Origin of the sequence: Stenotrophomonas sp. HITSZ_GD, from assembly GCF_029543105.1 — a bacterium.
In the GTDB taxonomy this organism is placed as follows: Bacteria; Pseudomonadota; Gammaproteobacteria; order Xanthomonadales; family Xanthomonadaceae; genus Stenotrophomonas_A.
Map to the genome: position 1 here is coordinate 1 of NZ_JARQXB010000003.1, position 20648 is coordinate 20648.

19 protein-coding genes are annotated in these 20648 nt (G+C 70.0%); 5 read left to right on the plus strand and 14 right to left on the minus strand.

Features of this window, described 5'->3' with window-relative positions:
• Positions 1 to 528: 528 nt before the first annotated feature.
• The gene (locus P6166_RS03485; RefSeq protein ID WP_277763434.1) at positions 529 to 2361 is read left to right on the plus strand and encodes an ABC transporter ATP-binding protein; all 1833 of its coding nucleotides are present in this window, start codon (positions 529 to 531) and stop codon (positions 2359 to 2361) included.
• Positions 2362 to 2458: 97 nt separating this feature from the next.
• Here P6166_RS03485 and P6166_RS03490 read toward each other — a convergent pair whose 3' ends face one another.
• The 4 genes from P6166_RS03490 to P6166_RS03505 form a co-directional block, all read right to left on the minus strand.
• Positions 2459 to 3337 carry a DMT family transporter gene (locus tag P6166_RS03490; protein ID WP_277763145.1) on the minus strand — a complete coding sequence of 293 codons (879 nt, stop codon included), beginning with the start codon at positions 3335 to 3337 and terminating at the stop codon, positions 2459 to 2461.
• Between the two features lie 59 nt (positions 3338 to 3396).
• A complete protein-coding gene (locus tag P6166_RS03495) occupies positions 3397 to 6093 on the minus strand; it encodes an autotransporter domain-containing protein (protein WP_277763146.1) in 2697 nt (898 codons plus the stop codon).
• 493 nt (positions 6094 to 6586) lie between these two features.
• Complete coding sequence (locus P6166_RS03500) at positions 6587 to 7129, minus strand: DUF2569 domain-containing protein (RefSeq protein WP_277763147.1); 543 nt, start codon at positions 7127 to 7129, stop codon at positions 6587 to 6589.
• A 172-nt stretch (positions 7130 to 7301) separates the two neighbouring features.
• The gene (locus P6166_RS03505; protein ID WP_277763148.1) at positions 7302 to 9110 is read right to left on the minus strand and encodes a DUF885 domain-containing protein; all 1809 of its coding nucleotides are present in this window, start codon (positions 9108 to 9110) and stop codon (positions 7302 to 7304) included.
• Between the two features lie 101 nt (positions 9111 to 9211).
• Here P6166_RS03505 and P6166_RS03510 point away from each other — a divergent pair, with 101 nt between their 5' ends.
• Both P6166_RS03510 and P6166_RS03515 read left to right on the plus strand, forming a co-directional pair.
• The gene (locus P6166_RS03510; protein WP_277763149.1) at positions 9212 to 9568 is read left to right on the plus strand and encodes a GFA family protein; all 357 of its coding nucleotides are present in this window, start codon (positions 9212 to 9214) and stop codon (positions 9566 to 9568) included.
• The gene (locus P6166_RS03515; RefSeq protein WP_277763150.1) at positions 9565 to 10428 is read left to right on the plus strand and encodes a DUF4349 domain-containing protein; all 864 of its coding nucleotides are present in this window, start codon (positions 9565 to 9567) and stop codon (positions 10426 to 10428) included. Before P6166_RS03510 ends, P6166_RS03515 begins: the two co-directional genes overlap by 4 nt.
• Before the next feature lie 51 nt (positions 10429 to 10479).
• Here P6166_RS03515 and P6166_RS03520 read toward each other — a convergent pair whose 3' ends face one another.
• Both P6166_RS03520 and P6166_RS03525 read right to left on the minus strand, forming a co-directional pair.
• The gene (locus P6166_RS03520; protein ID WP_277763151.1) at positions 10480 to 10773 is read right to left on the minus strand and encodes a hypothetical protein; all 294 of its coding nucleotides are present in this window, start codon (positions 10771 to 10773) and stop codon (positions 10480 to 10482) included.
• Between the two features lie 70 nt (positions 10774 to 10843).
• On the minus strand, positions 10844 to 11776 hold the full coding sequence (locus tag P6166_RS03525) for a LysR substrate-binding domain-containing protein (RefSeq protein WP_277763152.1): 933 nt from the start codon (positions 11774 to 11776) through the stop codon (positions 10844 to 10846).
• Between the two features lie 103 nt (positions 11777 to 11879).
• On the opposite strand from P6166_RS03525, the gene P6166_RS03530 reads away from it, so the two are divergent.
• Together P6166_RS03530 and P6166_RS03535 are read left to right on the plus strand one after the other, a co-directional pair.
• Complete coding sequence (locus P6166_RS03530) at positions 11880 to 12113, plus strand: cyclase (protein WP_277763153.1); 234 nt, start codon at positions 11880 to 11882, stop codon at positions 12111 to 12113.
• Positions 12110 to 12991: a DMT family transporter gene (locus tag P6166_RS03535; RefSeq protein ID WP_277763154.1), complete on the plus strand. Its 882-nt coding sequence runs from the start codon at positions 12110 to 12112 to the stop codon at positions 12989 to 12991. Before P6166_RS03530 ends, P6166_RS03535 begins: the two co-directional genes overlap by 4 nt.
• Positions 12992 to 12995: 4 nt before the next feature.
• Here the strand turns inward: P6166_RS03535 and P6166_RS03540 are convergent, their stop codons facing one another.
• From P6166_RS03540 to P6166_RS03575, 8 genes are all read right to left on the minus strand, one after another.
• Positions 12996 to 13898 carry a peptidylprolyl isomerase gene (locus P6166_RS03540; RefSeq protein ID WP_277763155.1) on the minus strand — a complete coding sequence of 301 codons (903 nt, stop codon included), beginning with the start codon at positions 13896 to 13898 and terminating at the stop codon, positions 12996 to 12998.
• A gap of 61 nt (positions 13899 to 13959) precedes the next feature.
• On the minus strand, positions 13960 to 14409 hold the full coding sequence (locus P6166_RS03545) for a DUF4442 domain-containing protein (protein ID WP_277763156.1): 450 nt from the start codon (positions 14407 to 14409) through the stop codon (positions 13960 to 13962).
• A gap of 199 nt (positions 14410 to 14608) precedes the next feature.
• Entirely contained in the window at positions 14609 to 15469 is an 861-nt protein-coding gene (gene trxA, locus P6166_RS03550) for a thioredoxin (RefSeq protein WP_277763157.1), read from the minus strand.
• A 117-nt stretch (positions 15470 to 15586) separates the two neighbouring features.
• Positions 15587 to 16297: a DUF2968 domain-containing protein gene (locus tag P6166_RS03555; RefSeq protein ID WP_277763158.1), complete on the minus strand. Its 711-nt coding sequence runs from the start codon at positions 16295 to 16297 to the stop codon at positions 15587 to 15589.
• Positions 16298 to 16403: 106 nt separating this feature from the next.
• Positions 16404 to 18500 (minus strand): pilus assembly protein TadG-related protein, encoded by a 2097-nt coding sequence (locus tag P6166_RS03560; RefSeq protein ID WP_277763159.1) that lies wholly within the window; start codon positions 18498 to 18500, stop codon positions 16404 to 16406.
• Positions 18501 to 18504: 4 nt separating this feature from the next.
• A complete protein-coding gene (locus P6166_RS03565; RefSeq protein WP_277763160.1) occupies positions 18505 to 18903 on the minus strand; it encodes a DUF3613 domain-containing protein in 399 nt (132 codons plus the stop codon).
• The gene (locus P6166_RS03570) at positions 18900 to 19703 is read right to left on the minus strand and encodes a Flp pilus assembly protein TadD (RefSeq protein WP_277763161.1); all 804 of its coding nucleotides are present in this window, start codon (positions 19701 to 19703) and stop codon (positions 18900 to 18902) included. Before P6166_RS03570 ends, P6166_RS03565 begins: the two co-directional genes overlap by 4 nt.
• Positions 19700 to 20635, minus strand: coding sequence for a type II secretion system F family protein (locus tag P6166_RS03575; protein WP_277763162.1), 936 nt, complete (start codon positions 20633 to 20635; stop codon positions 19700 to 19702). Before P6166_RS03575 ends, P6166_RS03570 begins: the two co-directional genes overlap by 4 nt.
• Between the last annotated feature and the right edge of the window lie 13 nt (positions 20636 to 20648).

The following is a 20648-nucleotide window of genomic DNA, read 5'->3' on the forward strand; positions in this document are numbered from 1 at the left end:
TTTCGGGACACGCCGTGAACCCATCCATGGGGGCTCGTAGGCGACATCCATGTCGCCTACGGTCCCGAAAGGGCCCCGCCCCCGCAGACCCTCCAGATCATCACGACCGGATTGGAAAAGCCAAGGCAGAGCAAAGCCAAGCAAAGCAAAGCAAAGCAAAGCAAGCGAAGAGAGATTGTTGAGATATCAGAGAGGTCGCGGCCCCCGGCTTTTGCTCTTGCTTTTGCTCTTCCCCTACCCACTCTCTGGCGCACCGCTATCGAAGTGGGAACATTGACGCGCCATGCGCCGGTCTGCCGTATAGGGGCGTCAGCGGGCCATGGATGGCCCGCGTGCGGCGAGTCGAACAGGACGTTCGCCCGAGCCGTGACGCCCCTATACGGCAGGCCGGCGCCCGCACCGTAAGTCCGCTCACCGTCCGCACCACAGCCCGCTCGCCGTCCGCATCACAGCCCGCCCGCCGTCCACACCACCGCCCGCATCACCGCCCGCCTAACAACCAGGTGCGATAATCCCCACATGTCGCACATGTTCCGCTGGTTCGAATCACTGATCGAGGTCTTTCCTCGGCCCGAAACCGCGCCGCCGCCGAAAACGGTGTGGCGCTTCTACCTGCACTACCTGCGCCCGATCTGGCCGGTGCTGCTCGCCACGCTGGTCGCCGGCCTGCTGCTGGCGCTGGTGGAGGTGGCGATGTTCGACTTCCTCGGGCGCATCGTCGACCTGCTGGCCGAAGGGCCCGGGCCGGGCTTCTTCCAGCGCCACGTCGACGAACTGCTGTGGATGGCCGGCATCACGCTGGTGGCGCGGCCACTGCTGGTGGCCCTGCACAACCTGCTGGTCAACCAGGCGATCGTGCCGGGGCTGAGCAACCGCACGCGCTGGCTCATGCACAACTACGTGGTGCGGCAGAGCCTGGCGTTCTTCCAGAACGACTTCGCCGGGCGCATCGCCAACCGCGTGATGCAAACCGGCACCTCGCTGCGCGAGTCGGCCGTGCAGATGGTCGATGCGCTCTGGTACATCGTGGTCTACACCGGCAGCGCGCTGTGGCTGTTCGCGCGCGCCGACCCGGTGCTCACCATCCCGCTGCTGGTGTGGCTGGTGGTTTACGTCGGCCTGATGGCGTGGTTCGTGCCGCGCATGAAAGAGCGCGCCTGGATCGCCTCCGACGCGCGCTCCAAGGCGATGGGCCGCATCGTCGATGGCTACACCAACATCGCCACGCTCAAGCTGTTCGCGCACGCCGGGCGCGAACAGGCGTACGTGCGCGACGCGGTGGACGAACTGGCGGTGAAGCACCGCCGGCAGACGCGCATGACCACCGCGCTCGATACCTGGATCGCCATCGCCAACGGTTTCCTCATCGTGGGTACCTGCGCGCTGGCGCTGTGGCTGTGGAACCGCGGGCAGGTGAGCGTGGGCGCGATCACCCTGGCCACCGGGCTGGTCATCCGCATCCACAACATGTCCGGCTGGATCATGTGGACCGTGAACGGCATCTTCGAAGACATCGGCACCGTGCAGGACGGCATGCAGACGATCTCCCAGCCGCTGCAGGTGCAGGACGCGCCCGACGCGCGGCCGCTGGTGGTCAGGCGCGGCGAGGTCGATTTCCAGGACATCCACTTCCACTACGGCAAGCGCGGCGGGGTGATCGCCGGGCTGGGGCTGCAGGTGCGCCCGGGCGAGAAGATCGGGCTGGTCGGCCCTTCCGGCGCGGGCAAGTCCACGCTGGTGAACGTGCTGCTTCGGCTCTACGACCTGGAGCAGGGCCGCATCCTCATCGACGGGCAGGACATCGCGCACGTGACGCAGGAAAGCCTGCGCGGGCAGATCGGCGTGGTGACGCAGGACACTTCGCTGCTGCATCGCTCGATCCGCGACAACCTGCTCTACGGCCGCCCGGATGCCACGCCGGCGCAGGTGCAGGCCGCGGTGGAGAAGGCGCGGGCATCGGCGTTCATCGACTCACTGGTGGACGGCGAGGGCCGGCGCGGCTACGACGCGCATGTGGGCGAGCGCGGCGTGAAGCTGTCCGGCGGCCAGCGCCAGCGCATCGCCATCGCGCGCGTGCTGCTGAAGGATGCGCCGATCCTGGTGCTGGACGAGGCGACCTCGGCGCTGGATTCGGAAGTGGAAGCCGCGATCCAGGAAAGCCTGGACGACCTGATGGCCGGCAAGACGGTCATCGCCATCGCGCACCGGCTGTCCACCATCGCGCGGATGGACCGGCTGGTGGTGATGGACCGCGGCGCCATCGTGGAAAGCGGCACGCATGCCGAGCTGATCGCGCGCGGCGGACTGTACGCGCGGCTGTGGGCGCGGCAGACCGGCGGCTTCGTGGCGGCGGACGCCTAGCGGGATGCCCGTAGGTTGGAGCGGCTGCGGCCGCGGCCCGATGACGCCGGCCAATGCGGGCCGGCGCGGCTGACGCGACGACCGCGCGGGATTCGCCTCAACCGTCGAGCGGCACCGCCACCGGCTTGCCGCGTCGTGCCGCCAGCGCCGCACCGGCCGAGGCCACCATGATGCAGCCGATGGCCAGCCACTGCCGGCTGCTCAGGGCTTCGGACAGCAGCACCCAACCGGCCAGCGCGGCCACCGCCGGCTCCAGGCTCAGGAGGATGCCGAATGTCTGCCGCGGTAGGTGCTTGAGCGCGTAGATCTCCAGCGAATACGGAATGGCGCTGGAAAGCAGCGCCACGCCGGCGGCGAATGCCAGCAATGCCGGCGTGCCGAACACGGCGCCCACCTGCCCGGCGCCGAACGGCAGCGCGACCAGCGTGGCGACCAGCAGCCCCAGCGGCACGGTGGCGCGGCCACCGGCCTGGCCGGCGCGCTGGCCGGTCACGATATACAGCGCCCAGCACAGCGCGGCGAGCAATGCCCAGCCGACGCCCACCGGGTCGAGGGCCGCGTCCAGGCTGCCGCGCGGCACCAGCAGCGATAGCCCGGCGATGGCGAACACGATCCAGACGAAGTCCAGTGCGCGTCGCGAGGACAGCAGCGCCACCGCCAGCGGACCGGTGAATTCGATCGCCACCGCGATGCCGAACGGAATCGTGCGCAGCGCCAGGTAGAACGAGAGGTTCATCGCGCCGAGCACCACGCCGTAGCCGGCCACCAGCGCCAGCGCACGCGGCGCCGGCCAGGCCCGCCACGGACGTTGCACGGCGAACATCAGCAGCGCGGCGAAGCCCACGCGCAGCAGCGTGGTCGCGGGCGCGCCGATCAACGGGAACAGGTGCTTGGCCAGCGAAGTGCCGAAGCACAGCGAGGTGATCGAGCCGAGTACGGCCAGGATCGGCAGGGGGGTGCGATGGGGCGCGGACATGGGCTGCCGGGCGTTTCGGGGGACGGCATGATGCCACGCACGTCCCCCGTGCGTGCTGGCTAGAAGACCTGCTTCCAGCCCAGGGTGACCTGCCCGTCGCGGCCGAAGGTGGAATCGCGCACGCCCAGGTCCAGGCGCAGCCGCGCGTCGGTGCCGAAGGCGCGTTGCAGGCCGATATCCAACATCGTGACGTCCGGTGCGAGGGCCTCGGCGGCCAGCGTGCTCCAGGCGTCCAGCGCGGTGAAACGTGCCGTCAGGTCTGCCGAGGCCGACAGCAGGTGCTGCCACTCCACGCGGCCCTCCCACTGCCAGCGACCGGCCGCGGCGCGCTGCCAGCGTGCACCAAGCATGCCCAGCGTGGCATGCGAGCGCGTGTCCGCCGTGGTGAGCCCAAAGCCCGCGGCGCCTTGTTCACTGAAGCCGCCGTGTTCACTGTCGATGGCTTGCATGCCCACGTACGGCACCCATGCCGTATGGCCCCAACGCACACGCAGGCCTGCCTGCAGGTTGGCGCTGGCCTGTTGGTGCACATAGTCCGAACCGACGAGAGACCGGTCGCCCGCCAGGTCGATCTCGCGCCGCACCTGGCGCTGGCCCTGGCCGAACGCGAGGCTGCCGAGCAGGTAGCCATGCGGGCCGAAGCGCCAGTCGGCGTACACCTGCCCCTCGGTGAGGCGGTTGCGCGCGCGGTCCCAGCGACCGGCCTGCCACGCATCGCCCTGCGAACTGCCGAAGGACAGGCCCAGCAGCGTCTGGCCGCGCGACAGGTCGTAACCGCTCAGCCAGCCGCTCGATTGCAGGCCATAGCCTGCCGCCTGCTGCTGGCGATCGAAGCGGGCCGACCAGCCGCCGGCCGGGGCGCCTTCGCTCGCCTCGTCCAGCCGCGAGGCCAGCGCACGCAGCGATGCATCCGCAGCGGCCTGTGCGAAAGCCAGGTCCAGGCCATGCAGTTCGCCGGACAGGCTTCCCAGCGAACGTTCCAGTTGCGCCGCGGAGGAGGTCGCTTGCAGGGCGCCCGCGGCGGCGGCGAACTGCGGGTCGGGCGTCGTCGCCCCGGCGTCAAGTTCGCCGAACGCGTGCTCCACGCGCTGCGCGCCGCCGACCGCGGCTGCGGTCAGCCCCATGTGCAGCGCGGTGGTGGTGACGTTGTTGCGCACCAGCTCCAACCACACGCGGTCGCTCTCGTAATGCGGCGTTGCGCTCAGCAGGTAATAGCCGATCGAGTTGGTCACGGTGTCGAACTGGCCTTGCACCTGCTCCGCGCGCAGCACATCGGTCTGCGCCTTGAACGTGTAGCCCTGCGCGAGGCCGGCGATGTTCAGCGTGCCGGCCAGCTGCGCCGTGCCGCCGATCTCCAACGGCTGCTCGGACAGGTAGTAGCCCAGCGTGGCATTGGCCGCCTGCGTGTAGTCGCCACCGATGCGGATGGCCATGTTCGCGGTGGAGGTGAACACGCGCGACGCGTTGTGGACATCGCCCCCCACGGTGACGCGCGTGCCCGTGGCCCGGCTCCAGTTATTGCCCGACCCCAGCAGCAGGCCGGCGTTGTCACTCACGTCGATGCCACCGGCGACTTCCGCGCCGTTTGCCAAGGTGAGGTATGCATCGTGCCGCACCACGAAATCGCCCGCCTGGTAGCCGAACACGCCCAGCGTGGGGCCGTCCTGCACGGTCGTGGTGCCGGTATAGGTGTTGTGCCCGGACATCCACATCAGCCGCGGGGTGCCGCCCCCGTCGATGGTGAGGTTGCCGGTTCCGCTGATGTCGTTGGACCACTCGCCGGCCCAGCCTTGCGTGCCATTGCGATCCAGGTCGACCTGCAGGTCGCCCCAATCCAGGCGCGCGGGCCCTTTGACCGCCTTGGCGATGTTGAGCAGGCCATGGCCGTAGACGTCGTCCACGCCCGGGTCGCCAAGATCCGTGGCGGTGCCGAGTAGCACCTGCCGGATCTGTTCACCGGTCAGGTAGGGCAGGTAGGAGGAGACGAGTGCCGCCGCGCCCGCGACCTGCGCAGCCGCGTATTCGGTGCCATGGGCATCGACCGGGCTGGTGCCTGCCGGCGTGAGCGTCTTGACGTCCGCCGGGGCGAACAGGCACACGTCGCGCGCCGCGCCGCAGGCATTGGACGTGGCCGAGATCAGGCCCGGCTCGAGGCTGGAAACCCCGCCCACCACCAACCAGTGATCGCGCAGGTGCGCGGGATCGTTGCCGGAAAAGGGCAGCAGCGCCAACGCCGAGGGTTGGTGATCGTCGATGTCGTCGCCCGCGCCCACCACCACCAGGCCCCCGCTTGCGGTCACGCGCGCCAGGCCGTTCTGCAGTTCGGATCGACCGGCCTCGTCGTTCCACCGCAGCGTGGGGGACAAGACCACGACGTCCGCTTCGTGGCTGACCAGCCACTGCATCGCCGCGTCGAAGCCGTCGCCGGCCTGCACGTGCTGGGTGCCGGACAGATCGTCCTGGAGATAGCGCACGGACAGCAGCGTGGCTTGGCCGACGCCACCGGGGTGTCCGTCCATCGCGCGCCCCAGCATGATCTGCGCCACCTCGGTGCCGTGGCCGGCACGGTCGTCCACGGAGGTGTCCTTGGCTGCGGGGTCCACCACGTATTGCGGAACCTTCGGCACGATGGGCCGCAGCCGGACGGCCGAGACGCCGCTGTCCACCAGGCCGATGCGAAAGACGTCGTTCGTCGCGGTGCCAGGCCCGGTTGCGCCGGTGATGGACAGGTGCGCATTGAGCGGTGCGCTGTCCACCGGCGCCGCGCGCAGGAGAGGCGGCGGTGGCGGAGGCGGAGGCGGCGGAGGGGGCGGTGGCGGCACGACCGGCGGAGGTGTCACCGGCGGGGGCGTCACGGGCGGCGGTGGCGGAGGGGGTGGGGGTGTGACTGGCGGTGTGCCGCCGGCAGGCGGTGCCTCGCTGCGAACGCCACCACCGCCGCCACCACCGCCACATCCCGCCAGCATCATCGTGCACACGACCGTCGCCACGGCAACGGCCAGTGGCGCGCGCCCTCCCTTGCGCAGAACCATGTTTTTCCCCGTTTGATCGATTACGTCGCCGCCCTTGCGCGGCGCTCCCGCGTGCAGCCTAGTGAATGTCGCATGCCCTCTCAAGCGACGGCGCAATCGCCGTGGCGAAACCGCGACGCTCTCCACGAACACCGGCGCGCGGGTGAGGCAACTCCGGCGGCGAATGCTCCGCCGGGAAGTCCTCCACGCCGCGGGCAGCCCGCCGCTTGCGCTTGCCCTAGCGGGGCGGCAGCGGCGGGATAGCGGGCGCCGCCGTGCGTCCGGGCAATGCCGGCCAACGGCGCACGAACGTGGCGCGCACGCGCTTGGAGACGAGGAAGTAGGGAATCCAGATGAGCGCGACCACCAGCGACCGTCCCAGTTCGCGCAGCGATTCGCCATCGACAGGCTGTTCGGCGAGCGCGGGAATCAGGTTGCAGGCCATCAGGTCCAGGCTCACGATCGCCACGCTGCTGGCGTACAGCGTGATGGCCAGGACGGGCGTGTAGCGTGAGCGCGCCAGCATCAGCGTCAGCGTGGCGGCCGTCAGGGCGATCATGAAGAAGTTGGCGGCGAATTCGAACACGATCAGCGGCAGCCACAGCGGGTGATAGGCCGCGCCTTGCGGATCGGTGAGCTGCGCGAGCGTGCCGTTGGACAGGACGGGCATCAGGTCGGTGGCGATGGTCCAGGGAATCCGCACCAGGCTGAAGCACAGCCCGATGATCACCAGCGCCAGCCAACCGCCGAGCCCCTCGGGCCCGTTCTTCCCTGCGTTCATGCGCTGTCGTCCTGTCGGCGGCGCGCCCCAGCGGTGGGTACCGCTTCCCCAGGCGAGCCGTGGCCAAGAGCATAGCCCAAAGCCCCAGGCTGACGGCGTGGCCACATCGGCTGGGCGAGCGCAAAAAAAAGGCGGCCCCCGGGCACCAGGGGCCGCCCTCGCGTGTGGCGGCTTACTCGATCGGCTGATCCAGCATCAGCTCGCGCGCAAAGCGCACCGGCGGCGCACCGTAGGACAGGATCTGGTCGTGGTAGGCCTTCAGGTTGAACTTGTCGCCCAGCTTCTCCTGCACCGCCTTGCGCGTATCCAGATGCTCCTGCACGCCCACGAAGTAGGTCGGCAGCTGGGCCGAGGACAGCTGCGCGCGCACCCACTTGCCCGATGCCTCGCTCTCCTGCTGGAAGGCATCGTGCGTCATCAGGTGCATCGCCTGCTCGCGGCTCCAGTTGTCCACGTGCACGCCCTGGTCGAGGATCGCATTGGCGATCGAACGCAGGTAGAACTTCAGCTGCACGAGGTGGAACAGCGGGTCGTTATCCAGGTAGCCCTGCTCCTGCATCATCCGCTCGGTGTACACCGCCCAGCCCTCGGCGAACATGCCCGAACGCAACACCGCGCGCAGCGTGGAGGGGAACTTGGAGGAATGCCAGCCTTCCAGGTAGTGGCCCGGGATGCCCTCGTGGATCGAGAGCAGGTGGATCATCCGCGAGTTGTACTCGCGCAGGAACGAATCGGACTGCGCCTGGGTCCAGTCGTCCGGGATCGGTGAAATCGCGAAGAAGGTCGCCAGGTTCTTGTCCAGCGGGCCGGGCGAATCGCAGTACGCCACCGCCACGCCACGCTGGAACTCCGGCATCAGGATCACGTCCACCGGCGCATCCGGCAGCGTCACCAGGTCCTTCTCGCGCACGAAATCGGTCGCCGACTTCAGCGCCGCCTTGGCATCGTCCACCACCTTGTCGCGCGCCGGATGCTGCGCGTACGCCAACTCCAGCGCTGCCTCGATCGCCTTCTGCTGCTGCTCGTCGCTCGGATTCTCTGGCAGCGCAGGCGCGCCCGGCTTGTCCTTCAGCACTTCGCGCGCGATGCCGTACATGTCGCCGCGCACCCGCTTGAGTTCGGCTTCGGCGCGCTGCTTGATGTCCTGCCGCGACAGCGAGGACACCAGCGCGAACTTCAGCTTCTGGTCGTACTTTTCCGCGCCGATGCGGAAATCGCCCTTGGCATTGGGCACCAGCGTGTCATCGAGCCACTTCTGCTGCTCGGCCACGGCTTTCTTCAACCCGTCGATCGCCGCGTTGGTGCGCGCCGCGTCGGCCGGCGCCAGCTCGCCCAGGTGCGGGGTGATGAAGGTATCGACGATGGAAAGGATGCCCTGGTTCTGCTTGGCTACCGTCTGCGCATGGATCAGCGGCACGCGCGCCGGGTCCAGGTTCTCGCGCGCCTGGGCGAAGATCTGCGGGATCTTCTCCATGCGCTCGGTCGCCGACTTGATGCGCTCGGGCAGCGGCGCGAACTCGCGCGCCATCAAGCCGTAGATCGCACTGCCGGCCACGTTGTTGTAGACCTGCGGGTCCCACGCCCAGCTCTGCAATACCTCGGTATTCCAGATGTCCGATTGCAGCTGGTTACGCAGGATCGCCGCGTCCACCTGGTTCTCGCGCGAGAGCTGGGCCACGTCGATCTTGTCCAGCTGCGCCAGCAGCGACTTGCTGGCGTCCAGGCCCTTCTGCCGGCCGGCGGCGGAGAGGTCGTCGATCTGGCCATCGAAGCGGTGGTCGCCGATCTGCGTGGCCCCGACCGGCGAGAGCTGCATCCAGGTATCCAGCGCCTGCTTGGACAGCTCGGCGAAGCGCGCATCGGCCGTCGTCGCGGCGCTGGCGGCGCCGGCGGGGTTTTCGGCGGTGGGGGCGGTGTCGGCCTGTTTCTGGCAGCCGGCCAGGGCAGCCAGCAGGGCGGCGGTGAGCAGGGTCTTGCGCATCGGGGATCCCGGAGTGGACGAAAACGCCGAGCATAGGCCGCCCGGCGTGCCGGCGCACATGCCTTTGGATTACCTTAGCCGCTCCAACGGGAGGGACGGCCATGCAGTACGAAGGAAGCTGCCATTGCGGCGCGATCGCGTTCACCCTGACCACCCAAGCCCCGATCACCGAGGCCATGGACTGCAACTGTTCGCTGTGCCGGCGCCGCGGGGGCCTGCTCTGGTTCGGCCCGCGCGACGCGCTGGCGCTGCATGCCCAGGCCGAGGCCCAAGGCGAATACCGCTTCAACCACCACCATATCGCCCACCACTATTGCCGCGAATGCGGGATCGCCCCCTACAGCGAGGCGGTGGACCCGCGCTCCGGCCAGCTGATGGCGGCGGTGAACCTGCGCTGCGTGCCGGCGCTGGACCTGGCCGCCCTGAAGATCAACGCGTTCGATGGGGCGAGCCTTTGACCCGGCTGCACAGGGCCGGGTGGCTGCTGGCACTGGCGCTGGCGGGCGCCGGTTGCGGCAGGCATGCCGGGGGTTCGCCGGAAGCCGCCGCCGCGGCGGCGGCGGACGCCGCGGCGATGGCCGCGGAAGCCGCGGGCCTGGTGCCCCCCGCGCCGCCGCCGGCACCTGCAAAGATGCTGGCGCCGCCACCCGGCACGTTCCTGGCTTACGAACACGACGCCAGCGTGCGCCTGCCGGGGGCCGACATTCCGGCACACATCGCCGCGGTGCGCGATGCGTGCCAGCAGGCCCGCTTCGGGGATTGCGCGGTGTTGCAGATCGGGCAGCGCGGCGAGCCCTACCCGGGCGGCGACATCACCGTGCGCACCGCACCGGCGGGCGTGGAGCCGCTGCTGAAGCTGGCCGGCGAAGGCGGCGATATCGCCTCGCGCAGCACCCGCGCCGAGGATCTGGCGCAACAGGTCGCCGACACCCGGCTGACCCGGGCACGGCTGGAGAACGAGCATGCGCGCCTGCTGGAGTACCAGCGCCGCGGTGACTTGAAGATGGCGGACCTGCTGACCTTGTCCCAACGCCTGGCCGAGATCGAGAGCGGCCTGCAGGTGGCGGGGCAGGAAGCGGCGCAGCAGCAGCGGCGGATCGATACCCAGCGGCTCACCATCAACTTCCAGGCCATCGGCACCGAGCAGCGGCGCAGCGAACTGGGCCAGGCCTTCGCGGACACCGGCGCGATCTTCACCGGCAGCGTGGCGTGGGTGGTGCGCTTCATCGCGGGCGTGTTGCCGCCGGCGATCCTGGCGCTGGTGCTGCTGTGGGTGGCACGGGCGTGGTGGCGTCGTCGTCGCCGGCGGGTGGGCTGAGGCGTCGGGCGCCGCTGCGCGACGCCCCGCCGATCAGCAAGGGCGAGGGCCTCAGCCCTCGTCTTCCTCGAACTCCACGAACACGTCCAGCTCCAGCGCCAGCTCCTGCACCGCATCACGCACCTTCTGCGCGGTGAAATCGTTGCCGGCCTCGACCTCCAACTCGTGCGTGCCGGGGCCTTCGTCGTCGGACAGGCCGGCCGAGCTGGAATCGTCGTCGTCCAGGTGGGGCATCAGGTCGTCGACTTCCTCGACGTGTTCGATGCCGTCCAGGCTCAACAACAGGTTGCTGATCGCGCGGGCGTCGTCCTCGCTGCCGGTGATGCGCAGGCGCAGGGTGGGCATGGCAAACGTCTCCGATGAAGGGGAAGGCCAGCCTAGGCAAGCGCGGGGCAACGCCAAGTGAGGATGGCGCTCACCCCGGCAACCCCATCAACTCCGCCGGCAGCGGCGGCAGCGGGGTGCGCTCGTCGAGCGCCTCGCGGCGTAGCCAGTCGATCATCAGCTGCGCGGCCGGGCTCGGCGTCTGGTGTTCTGGATGCACGATGTAATACGCGAAACGCGGCTGCATCGAAGGCCCCGGCAGCCGCACCAGTTCGTACCGCTGCAGGTAGGGCTGTGCGACCAGCTTGCGCGCCAGCACCGCGCCCATGCCGTAGACCGCCGCGCGCAGCGCCTCGGTGCTGTCGCTGAAGCTGTGCATCGGCGGAAGGCGCACGCCGCGCACGCCGGCTGCGCGCAGCCAATCGCGCCAGCTCTGCGGCGACATGTCCGAGAGCAGCGGGAGCTGCAGGATGTCGGCCGGCGTGCGCAGCTGCGCCAATTGGGGCAGCGCCGGGGAAGCCACCGGGAACAGCGCGTCCTCCATCAGCGGCAGGGCGGTCAGGCCCGGCCAGTTGCCCGGCCCATAGCGGATGCCCAGGTCCGGGCCGCCGTCGTCGAACCGCGCCAGCGCGCCGCCGGTGTGGATTTCCACGCGCACGTGCGGGTGCAGCGCGCAGAAGCGCGGCAGGCGCGGCAGCAGCCAGCAGTAGGAAATCGAGTGCAGCGTGGTCACACGCAGCGGTACGGTGTCAGGCAGCGGGCGCAGGTTGCTGGCCACCGCGCCCAGGTCCGAAAGCGCCGCGCTGGCGGCGTCGGCCAGCTGCCGGCCTTCGGTGGTCAGGGTGACGCCGCGCGCGTGTCGTTGGAACAGGGGCGCACCCAGCATCGCTTCGAGCTTGCGGATGTGGTGGCTCACCGCGCTGGCGGTAAGGTGGAGCTCCGCCCCGGCCAGGGCGAAGTTCTGGTGGCGGGCGGCGACGGCGAAGACGCCCAGGGCGGGGAGCAGGGTAGGGCGCAGGTTCACGGGCGAGCCACGAATCAGATTTGTCGCTGCGCGTGATACTACGCGCTTGTCCGGCCCGCCGGGCGGGCGGATGCTGGCAGCTCTTCCGGCCTTCCCCTTCGACATGGACGCTTCCCCGCACCGCGTGGTCTTCGATTTCGAGATCGAATTCAGCAACGGCGGCGGCCTGCAGGGGCAGGATTTCCGGCTGGACATCGAAGGCGACGACATCGACGACGCAGCCCTGGCCGACTACCTCGTACGCGACCTGCGCCTGCTGATGGTCGCGCAGGTGCGCATCCTGCGCCGGCGCATCATCGTCGAACCCCACAAGCGGACCCCCCAGGAGACGGCATGAACAACACCGCTGAAGCGAGCCTCGCGCGCGGGCGCGACTGGCGCACCCCACTGGAACTGGGCGTGCTCGGCGCGATCTGGGGCTGCTCGTTCCTGTTCATGCGCATCGCCGCGCAGCCGTTCGGTCCGCTCGCGCTGGTCGAGGTGCGCCTGCTGCTCGGCGCGCTGGTGCTGGCGCCGTTCCTGTGGAAATCGCGCGCACTGTTCCCGCCGCGCCGGTGGCTGTGGCTGGCGCCCATCGGCCTGGTCAACTCGGCCATTCCGTTCCTGCTGTTCGCGTGGGGCGCCGAGCGCGCGCCGGCGGCGATCGGCGCGATCTGCAACGCGATGACGGTGCTGTTCGCCGCGCTGGTGGTGTTCCTGTTCTTCGGCGAGAAGATCGGCGCGCGCCGCGCGGTGGCGCTGCTGATCGGCTTCGTCGGCGTGGTGGTGCTGGCTACCGGCAAGTCGGCCGGCCTGAGCATCGGGCCGGCGGTATTGGCCGGCGCGCTGGCCGCGCTGCTGTATGGCGTCGGCGTGAATCTGGTCAAGCGCCACATGACCGGCCTGCCGCCGGCCGCCTCCGGCGCGGCCACGCTGGGCTGCGGCGCCGTCCTGCTGCTGCCGTTCGCGCTCACCCACTGGCCGCAGCAGCCGGTGCCGCCGCTGGCCTGGGCCAGCGCCATCGCGCTGGGCATGTTCTGCACCGGCTTCGCGTTCCTGCTGTATTACCGGCTGATCTACCGTGTCGGCCCGGCGATCGCCTCCACCGTGACCTACCTCATCCCGGTGTTCGGCGCGCTGTTCGCCTGGCTGTTCCTGCACGAGCCGATCACCGCGCGCATGCTCGCCGCCGGTGCGTTGATCCTCGGCAGCGTGGCTTTCAGCCAGAAGCGCTGAAGCCTTACTTCGGCGTGCGCACCGGCAGCGGCACGTTGCACAAGTCGATGTGCCCGGCCGGGCGCTTGTAGAAATCGTCCACGCGGTTGCGCCGTGCCTCGGCGACATCGCGGAAGGTCTGGCTGTCGGTGCGCAGCAGTTGCAGCGGGGTGCGCTCGGCCTCGGGCACCTCGCTCGCCAGGCGGATCGCGCGGATCGGCGTGCGCTGCGCGGCGTCCTCGTAGAAGCCCATCGGCTCGGGCCCGCGCGGCGTGGCGCTGAGCAGTTCCATGCCCTTGACCACGCGGCCGACCACGGTGATGTTGTTGTCCAGCTGGCGCGGCGATTGCCCGATTACCACGTACAGCTCGGCACCAACGCTGCTGTCCGGCGCGTTATTGCGCCCGGCGCCTACCGCGCCGTAGCAGTGGGCGAGCCAGGTCTGCCCGTTCGCGCCATCGCGGCCGACGGGGAAGCCATCCACGAAGCCGACCTCGCGTGCCCATCCATCGCTGTCGGGCAGGCGCGAAAACGCCAGGCCCTTCGAGGGCCGGGCGAATTCGGCGGGAAGGTGGGTTTTCGCCGAGCCCATGGGCTTGGCCTTGGCGGCGTCGTCGGCATCGGCATCGCCGAACTGCACGACGAAGTTGTCCTGCGCGCGGTAGATGCTGGTGTTGTCCCAGAAGTGCTCGGTGGCCAGCGTGCGGATGTTGGCGGCATGCTGCGGCGCGAACTGCGGCGCCAGCTCGATGACCACCCGGCCGGTCGCCAGCTCCAGGTACAGCGTGTTGGCCGGATCGAGCGTGCGCCAGTCACTGGCCGGCGAGGCATCGAGGATCTGCTGCGCGCTGCGGTGGGGCGCGGCGCAGGCGAGCGCGGGCAGGGTGGCGAGCAGGGCACAGGCGAGCAGGCGGGGGGTCGGGCGCATGGACGGGGCCGGATGGGAGTCGGTCGATTCTGGCCCGAGCGCGCGCCCTTGCGCCAGTCGCTCAGCGGCCGGGCTTGCGCTTGACGTAGAGCTGCTTGCGGACCTTGGCCACCACGTCGCCCTGCGCGTCGATGACCTCGTTCTCGAACCAGCGCAGCGTCTTCTCGCCGCCCGCGGTGGCCTGGCGCAGTTCGTCCAGCACCGCATCGTCGATGCGGAATTCGGCGCTGACCGTGCCGCGGCCCGGCTTGACGAACTCGATCGCCCCGGCCTTGTCCCACACGTAGTAGTCGCGGCCGATGTTGTGCATGACCAGCAGCATCCAGAACGGATCGGTCATCGCGAACAGGCTGCCGCCGAAGTGGGTGCCGACGTAGTTGCGGTTCCAGGGGCGCATGCGCAGCTCGACGCGCGCGTGGCGGTAATCCTCGGACAGTTCGACGACGCGGATGCCGGGGAACAGGAACGGCGGCCACAGATTGAGGCCGAGACGAAACAGCGAGGCTTTCATGCTGACAGCGAACGGCAGGGGCGGGGTTCGAAGCCTACCATACGCGCCGGTACGGGCGCTGGTGCAGGGGCGGCTTCAGCCGCGACTGAAGGCGTGCCGGGCCGCGACTGAAGTCCCAGCCAGAAGCACGCGCGCGGGCGTCTTCGGGTTACGCATCCCCTGCAGCAGAAGGCCCGGTTGACCGGGCCTTCGCTTCGCATCAGAACAGCAACGCGGACATCTTCCGGCGGTACTTGCCGACCAGGTCTTCGTCTTCGATCACCCGGAACGCGTCGATCAGCGTCTGCTTCGGCAGGCCTTCGCCATAGGTCCGATCCGTGCGCAGCAGTTCGATGAACTGCTCCAGCGCGGCTTCGTCCTGGCCCTCGACCAGCAAGCGCACGCCGAGCAGGTGCCGCGCGCGCGAGTCGCTCGGGTCCTGTGCCAAGGCCTGCGCCAGCACCTCGCGCGGCGGCGCATCCTTCAGCGCGTTGGCGAAGCCCAGGCGGGCGCGACCGCGCACGGCGCGATCGTCGGTGGCGAGGTTGGCCGGCAGGGCATCCAGCAGGCGCCCGGCTTCTTCCGCCTCGCCCACCCGCAGCAGCGCCAGCGCCAGATCGAGCTTGTGCTCGTCCTTGTCCGGCTCGGCGCCAGCCAACTCGCGCAGGCGCGCGACCTCGGCCTGCGGATCCAGCACGACCGGCGCGGGCACTTCCTCCGCCGGGGCGGCTTCGCCCGGCACCACGCCGTGCTGGGCCAGGAACTCGCGCAGCTGGCCCTCCGGCATCGCGCCGGGGAAACCATCCACGATCTGCCCGCCCTGCACCAGGAACACCGTGGGCACCGAGCGGATCTGGAACGCTGCGGCGATCTGCTGCTCCTGGTCCACATCGACCTTGGCCAGCACGAACGCGCCGTGGTACTCGGCGGCGAGCTTTTCCAGGATCGGGGTGAGCGTCTTGCACGGGCCGCACCAGGTGGCCCAGAAGTCCACCAGCACCGGCACCTGCAGGGATTTCTGCAGGACGTCGGCCTCGAAGGTCGCGGTAGTGGCGTCGAATACGTGCGGCTTGTCGGACATGATCGGGGTTCGGTGTAGGCGAATTCCCCTTTATGGTGACAAAAGCCCGGGTCTCAAGGCGAGTGGGGGCCGTGGCGGCTCCAACGAAAACGCGCGCCCGGGGGCGCGCGCGTCGGATCAAGGCCTGGTCGGCGCCGGCGCGGTGGCCGGCTCGGCGGCCGCCGGTGGCGGCGTGGCCGGCAGTGCCAGGCTGGGATCGCCTTGCTGGGCCTGCAACGCCTTGATGCGCTGCTGCAATGCATCCAGCTGGGAATTGCTGTTGCGCAGGTCCGAGCTGAGCGTCACCGCCTGCTGCTGGTTCTGCTGCAGGGCGGCGCTGACCTCCGCGGCCTGCTGGCGCTGCGCCTCCAGTTCCTGCTGCAGGCCCTGCAGGCGCTTCTCGTTCATCTGCACCATGCGGTCCGTATAGGCCTTGCCGGCCTGCAGGCGGATGGTGTCGATGTACACCTGCGACAACTGCGCGGTCTGCTCGACGAAGGTGCGGTACACCTGTTCGGCGTTGTCGGCCGAGTCGGTGCGGATCACGCGCCAGAATTCCTTGTCGTGGAAAAGCGCCACGTAGTAGTTCAGCGACTCGGCATGAAACAGCAGGCTCGCGCCGTAGTTGCCGTTGTAGGTGGTGCGCAGCTCGGTGAGCTGCTGGGCATCCATCAAGCGGCGCAGTTCGGCGGCGGTATTGCCCACCGTATTTTCGCTGGGCATCACGGTGTTGGTGGTGGACACGGGAACCGGACCACGCGCGGCCGAGGCCGTCGACGTGCACGCGGTGGTGCCCACAACGATGCCGATGGCCAGCCAGCAGAAGGCCATGTGCTTGGCTTGTTTCATTCCCCTTCAATCCCCGTTGGTAATGGCAGGCCGCACGCGCGCGGCCGCGTTCCTGATCGCGAGTCTAGCAGCGAAAAACCGCGGCTGGACAGGCCTGGCCACGTGTTCATCGCACCAGTTGCGCAGCGTGGCACTGGATGTCGTCCACGCGTACATCGGTGCGCCCCAGTTGCAGCCCCAGCACCTGGTCCAGCGTGGTGCCCAGCAGCGTGCCGACACCGTTCAACAGCGGCCGCAATGTGGCGTCCATCACGGGTTTGAGCAGCGCGCACAACACGGTGTTGCAGCTGCCGGTGCCGGTCTGTGGGTTGTAGCTCGTATCGCCCAGGCCGCCGGGCCGGGTCTGCAGGTATTTGGCCAGGTTGTCGCGCACGCAGGTGTTGTAGGCCAGCCCGGCGACCAGGCCGCCGCAGGAGGTCAGGCCCAACGCATCCAGCAGGCCGCCGACCAGCCCGCCCTTGATCTGCGTGGTGCCGAGGAAACCGTCCCACACGCTGCCCTGCTGGGTCGTGCAGACCAGGCCGAGCACGCTGTCGCACTTGACGATCTTCGTCTGCCAGTCGCCCAGCGCACCGAGGCCGCCGGTGCCATTGCGCAGCGCGCCAATGACCGCTTGCGGGTCGTAGGCGCCACTGCTCTTGCGCGTGGCCTCCAGGTACTGCGTGGCGAGGCTGCTGGCGGTGTCGTCGTTGCTGCCGCTGGTTTGGAACAGCTTGCCCAGCGCGTTGAACAACGCGTCGGTGAGCTGGGAGAGCAGCGTGCCGACCTGCAACGGGTTGGGCGCCACCGAGCCGGTGCCGCCCTCGGGCACCCACAACGTGTCCTGCGCCGGCAGCACGGGCAGCACGATGCGGTCGGTCAGCACGTTCAATCCGAACAGCTTGACCAACTGCTCGTTGCCGAGATTGGCGGCCGAGCACAGTTCGCGCGTGCTGCGCCAGTCGCCGCTCGGCTTGCCGACGCAGATGTTGGACACGCTGGACAGCACGTCGAAATTCGCCCGCTGCGGCGTGCTGGCGCAGTCCACATCCTTCAGCCGTGCGTAGCCGTCCACCGCGTCGATGTAGACCGGCAGGTGCAGGCGGATGCCCAGCAGCTTGACGAGCGGTCCGAGCAGGGCGAGCTGGTCGGTGTCGATGTCCAGGCGCACGCGCACCTGCGCGTTGTACGCGGTGGTGCCGACCGGCCCGATGCCGATGGAAGCCGGCTCGACGATGCTCGCCTGCGCGGTCACCGCGCCGAGCAGGTTGAGCTGCTGCACCTGTACCGCATGGCGGCCGTTGCCCACGCTGATCGCGCTGCCGAGCACGTCGAGCGCGTTGAGCTCCACGTCCAATGCGCTGTTGGCATCGCCGTCGGGCGCGACGAGGCTGGCGAACAGGCCCGCGTTGGCATCGTCCGAGCCCAGTTGCAGCTGCGCGCTGTCCAGGTTCGCCGCCGCCAGCCGCTGCTGCAGCAGCGACAGGTCCACGCCGGCGAGCTGCTGCTGGTTCGCCAGGGACGTCATCACCTGCAGCAGCTGGCCCACGCTGATCTGGCTGCGCGTGAGCAGGCCGTTGAGCTGGCCGAGCGTCAGGTCCGAAGACACGGGGATGCCCAGCGCCTGCAACAGGCCGCGCGGGGTGAGCTTGAGCTGGGCCAGGCCCCGGTAGCTGGCGACCTCGGTGCTGCTCAGGTCCACGCCCACGGTCTTGAGCAGTTGCTGCAGCGGCGCGGCGCCATCGACGTTCAACAGCTTGGCGCCGGCGCTGAAGGCGACCACGGGCGCGGCGCGGCGCGCCACCGCCGAGGCGCGCACCTGCGGCATCGATTCCACCCTGCCGAACATCGGCAACGCCCCGCGGCGCAGTTCCACCTGCACCGCATTGAGCGGATGGCCCGCGTCGGCGGCCACCAGTGGCGCGTCGGGCGCCTGCAGGTTCCAGAAGCCGCAGCGGGCCTGGAACGTGCCGTCGAAGGCGTTGTCCTTGAACGCGTTGCCGCGCGCGGCGGCGTTGTCGGTGCCGGCCGCGTTGCAGGTTTCCAGTTGCTGCGCGCCGGCCAGCGCGGCGAGGTCGGCGATCTTCTGCAGGTCGCGCTTGGACCAGTACAGGTAGCCGATCTCCACCAGCCCCAGCATCGCCGACAGCGCGATCATCAGCAGCATCAGCGTCAGCGCCGAGGCGCCCCGCTGCGTCGGCGCGGTGAAGCGGCCGGCGCGCATCGGCTCAGTGTCCTCCGTCCTGCGACTGCTTGAGGTTGAAGTCGAAGCGCTCGGGAATCGGGTATTTGAACGAATCCAGGTAGCGCTGGTACGCCAGGCTCGCCTGGTCGCCGAGCATCGGGCGCGCCGGCGCGGCGTAGGTGCCGGCGGCCTGCAGGCGCAGCAGCGCCCGCGTGGCGTCGCCGATCTCTCGGCGTGCCGGCGCGCCGGGGGCGGGCGGCGATGCGGTCGTCTCGAAGGGCGAGGTGGCCGGCGGCAGCGGCGTGGCCGCCGCCGGCGCCACGCCCGTGCCCATGCGCTCGCCGGTCAACGGTGTCTGCGGGGTCTGCGCGGCGGCCGCGCCGGCCAGCATGCACAGCGCCCACGTGGCGCGGACGAGGGGACGCACGAAGCGGCGGCTCATGGCGTGTTCTCCTGGGGCGTGGCGGACGGCCCGCCGAAACGTTGCAGCATCGAAGGCGGTGCGAGGATCGCGCCACGCGGCGCGGTGGGCGCCTCGGCCACGCCGCTGGCGTTGCCGCGCGCCGGCGGCGTGCGCGGACGCGCGTTGCGCAGGCTGCCGGCCAGCCGGTAGATCTCCCCGCGCGTGGCCTCCGGCAAGGCGGCCTGGCGCATGATCGCCTCGGCCTGGCTCGCCTCGCCGTGCAGCAGCGTCCACAGCGCCAGGTTGGCGACCGCGCGGGTGTCGGTGGGGGCCAGCTCGGCGGCCTGCGCGAGCGGCGCGCGCGCCTGCGCGCCTTCGCCTTCACGCAGGCGATGGAAGCCGAGGTCGCCGAGATAATCGACATTGAGCGGTTCCAGCGCGACCGCGCGCGCCAGCGCGTCCTCCGCTTCGCCCGGCCGCTCCGCGCCGGCGGCGATCAGCCCCAGCCCGTGCCACGCCGCGGCCGCCTGCGGGCCCTTGAGCAGGCCGCGGTAGATCGTGGTGGCCGCCTCGGTCTGGCCCGTGCGGCGCAGCGCCTCGGCCTGGAGTGCGCGCAGTTGCGGGCTGTCGCCGTAGCGCTGGCGGTACGCCTCGATATGCGCCAGCGACGCATACCACGCCCCTTCCTGCTGCATGCGCTGGATCAGCCCCACGTATACCGCCCGGTCCTCCTTCGGATCGGGCACGGCACTGGCGTCGGCGACCGGCGCGCGCAGGTATCCCTCGTGGGCACAGCCGGCGAGCGCGAGCAGCGCACCGTACAGGACGACACGCTTCATGAGCCCATCCTCTTCATCGCGCCGGCCAGGGCGAGGATCGCCGGGCCGGACAGCACCACCATCAAGGCCGGCAGCAGGGTGACCATCATCACCACGGTCATCTTCACCGACAGCTTGCCGACCTTGTCCTTGAGCTTCATGCGCCGCGATTCGCGCAGGCGCGCGCTGAACTGGCGCAACGGTTCCTGGATCGCGCCGCCGTGCTGGTGCACCTGCACGATCATCTGCACCAGGCTGCGCAGGTCCTCGTCGCCGAACGATTCGCCGATGCGGCGCAACGATTGGGCGCGCGTGCGGCCGTGGATGTAGGCGATGTTGGCTTCCTGCAACTCGCGCCCCAGCAGCGGGATGGCGGCGTGCAGCTTGTCGCCCAGCATCTGCAGGCTCTGGTCGATGCTGAAGCCCACGCTCTGCAGCAGGCGCAGCAGGTCGATCAGCATGGGCAGTTCGTCGTGGGCGCGCCTGCGCAGCCGCTGCGCCCAGCTGCGCAGCGCCAGCTTGGGCAGCAGCAGGCCGCTGGCCAGCCCCAGCACCAGCGCGGCCACGGCGCGCGCGCCGGCCGGCTGCAGCGCCGCCAGCAGCACGATCGGTACCAGCAGCGCCAGCAGCACGCGCAACGACAGGAAAATCGCCGTGCCGGAGCGGTGGTGCCAGTTGATCTGCTCCAGCAGCAGGCGGTCTTCCGGCGCGAGCAGCCAGCCTTGCACGCGGCTGCCCTCCAGGTGGCGGCCAAGCGCGGCGAGCCGTTCGAGCAGGCCCGTGCCGCGCGCACCGGCACCCGGCGCGGCGGCCGCGCCGGGCGTGTCCTGCAAGGCGGTGCGCAGCGCCGCTTCGGCACGTTCGCTGCCGCGGCCGCGCGCGAGCAGGCCGGCGGCCGCAACGAGCGCGGCGAGCGCGAAGGAGACCAACGCGGCGGCAATCAGCATCTGCATGGTTCGCCTCCCG

Excerpts from the sequence above, each read along its gene's own strand:
- P6166_RS03485 (WP_277763434.1), top strand. The coding sequence starts at position 529 with ATGTTCCGCTGGTTCGAATCACTGATCGAGGTCTTTCCTCGGCCCGAA.
- P6166_RS03490 (WP_277763145.1), bottom strand. The coding sequence starts at position 3,337 with ATGTCCGCGCCCCATCGCACCCCCCTGCCGATCCTGGCCGTACTCGGC.
- P6166_RS03500 (WP_277763147.1), bottom strand. The coding sequence starts at position 7,129 with ATGAACGCAGGGAAGAACGGGCCCGAGGGGCTCGGCGGTTGGCTGGCG.
- P6166_RS03505 (WP_277763148.1), bottom strand. The coding sequence starts at position 9,110 with ATGCGCAAGACCCTGCTCACCGCCGCCCTGCTGGCTGCCCTGGCCGGC.
- P6166_RS03510 (WP_277763149.1), top strand. The coding sequence starts at position 9,212 with ATGCAGTACGAAGGAAGCTGCCATTGCGGCGCGATCGCGTTCACCCTG.
- P6166_RS03520 (WP_277763151.1), bottom strand. The coding sequence starts at position 10,773 with ATGCCCACCCTGCGCCTGCGCATCACCGGCAGCGAGGACGACGCCCGC.
- P6166_RS03530 (WP_277763153.1), top strand. The coding sequence starts at position 11,880 with ATGGACGCTTCCCCGCACCGCGTGGTCTTCGATTTCGAGATCGAATTC.
- P6166_RS03535 (WP_277763154.1), top strand. The coding sequence starts at position 12,110 with ATGAACAACACCGCTGAAGCGAGCCTCGCGCGCGGGCGCGACTGGCGC.
- P6166_RS03540 (WP_277763155.1), bottom strand. The coding sequence starts at position 13,898 with ATGCGCCCGACCCCCCGCCTGCTCGCCTGTGCCCTGCTCGCCACCCTG.
- P6166_RS03545 (WP_277763156.1), bottom strand. The coding sequence starts at position 14,409 with ATGAAAGCCTCGCTGTTTCGTCTCGGCCTCAATCTGTGGCCGCCGTTC.
- trxA (WP_277763157.1), bottom strand. The coding sequence starts at position 15,469 with ATGTCCGACAAGCCGCACGTATTCGACGCCACTACCGCGACCTTCGAG.
- P6166_RS03555 (WP_277763158.1), bottom strand. The coding sequence starts at position 16,297 with ATGAAACAAGCCAAGCACATGGCCTTCTGCTGGCTGGCCATCGGCATC.
- P6166_RS03560 (WP_277763159.1), bottom strand. The coding sequence starts at position 18,500 with ATGCGCGCCGGCCGCTTCACCGCGCCGACGCAGCGGGGCGCCTCGGCG.
- P6166_RS03565 (WP_277763160.1), bottom strand. The coding sequence starts at position 18,903 with ATGAGCCGCCGCTTCGTGCGTCCCCTCGTCCGCGCCACGTGGGCGCTG.
- P6166_RS03570 (WP_277763161.1), bottom strand. The coding sequence starts at position 19,703 with ATGAAGCGTGTCGTCCTGTACGGTGCGCTGCTCGCGCTCGCCGGCTGT.
- P6166_RS03575 (WP_277763162.1), bottom strand. The coding sequence starts at position 20,635 with ATGCAGATGCTGATTGCCGCCGCGTTGGTCTCCTTCGCGCTCGCCGCG.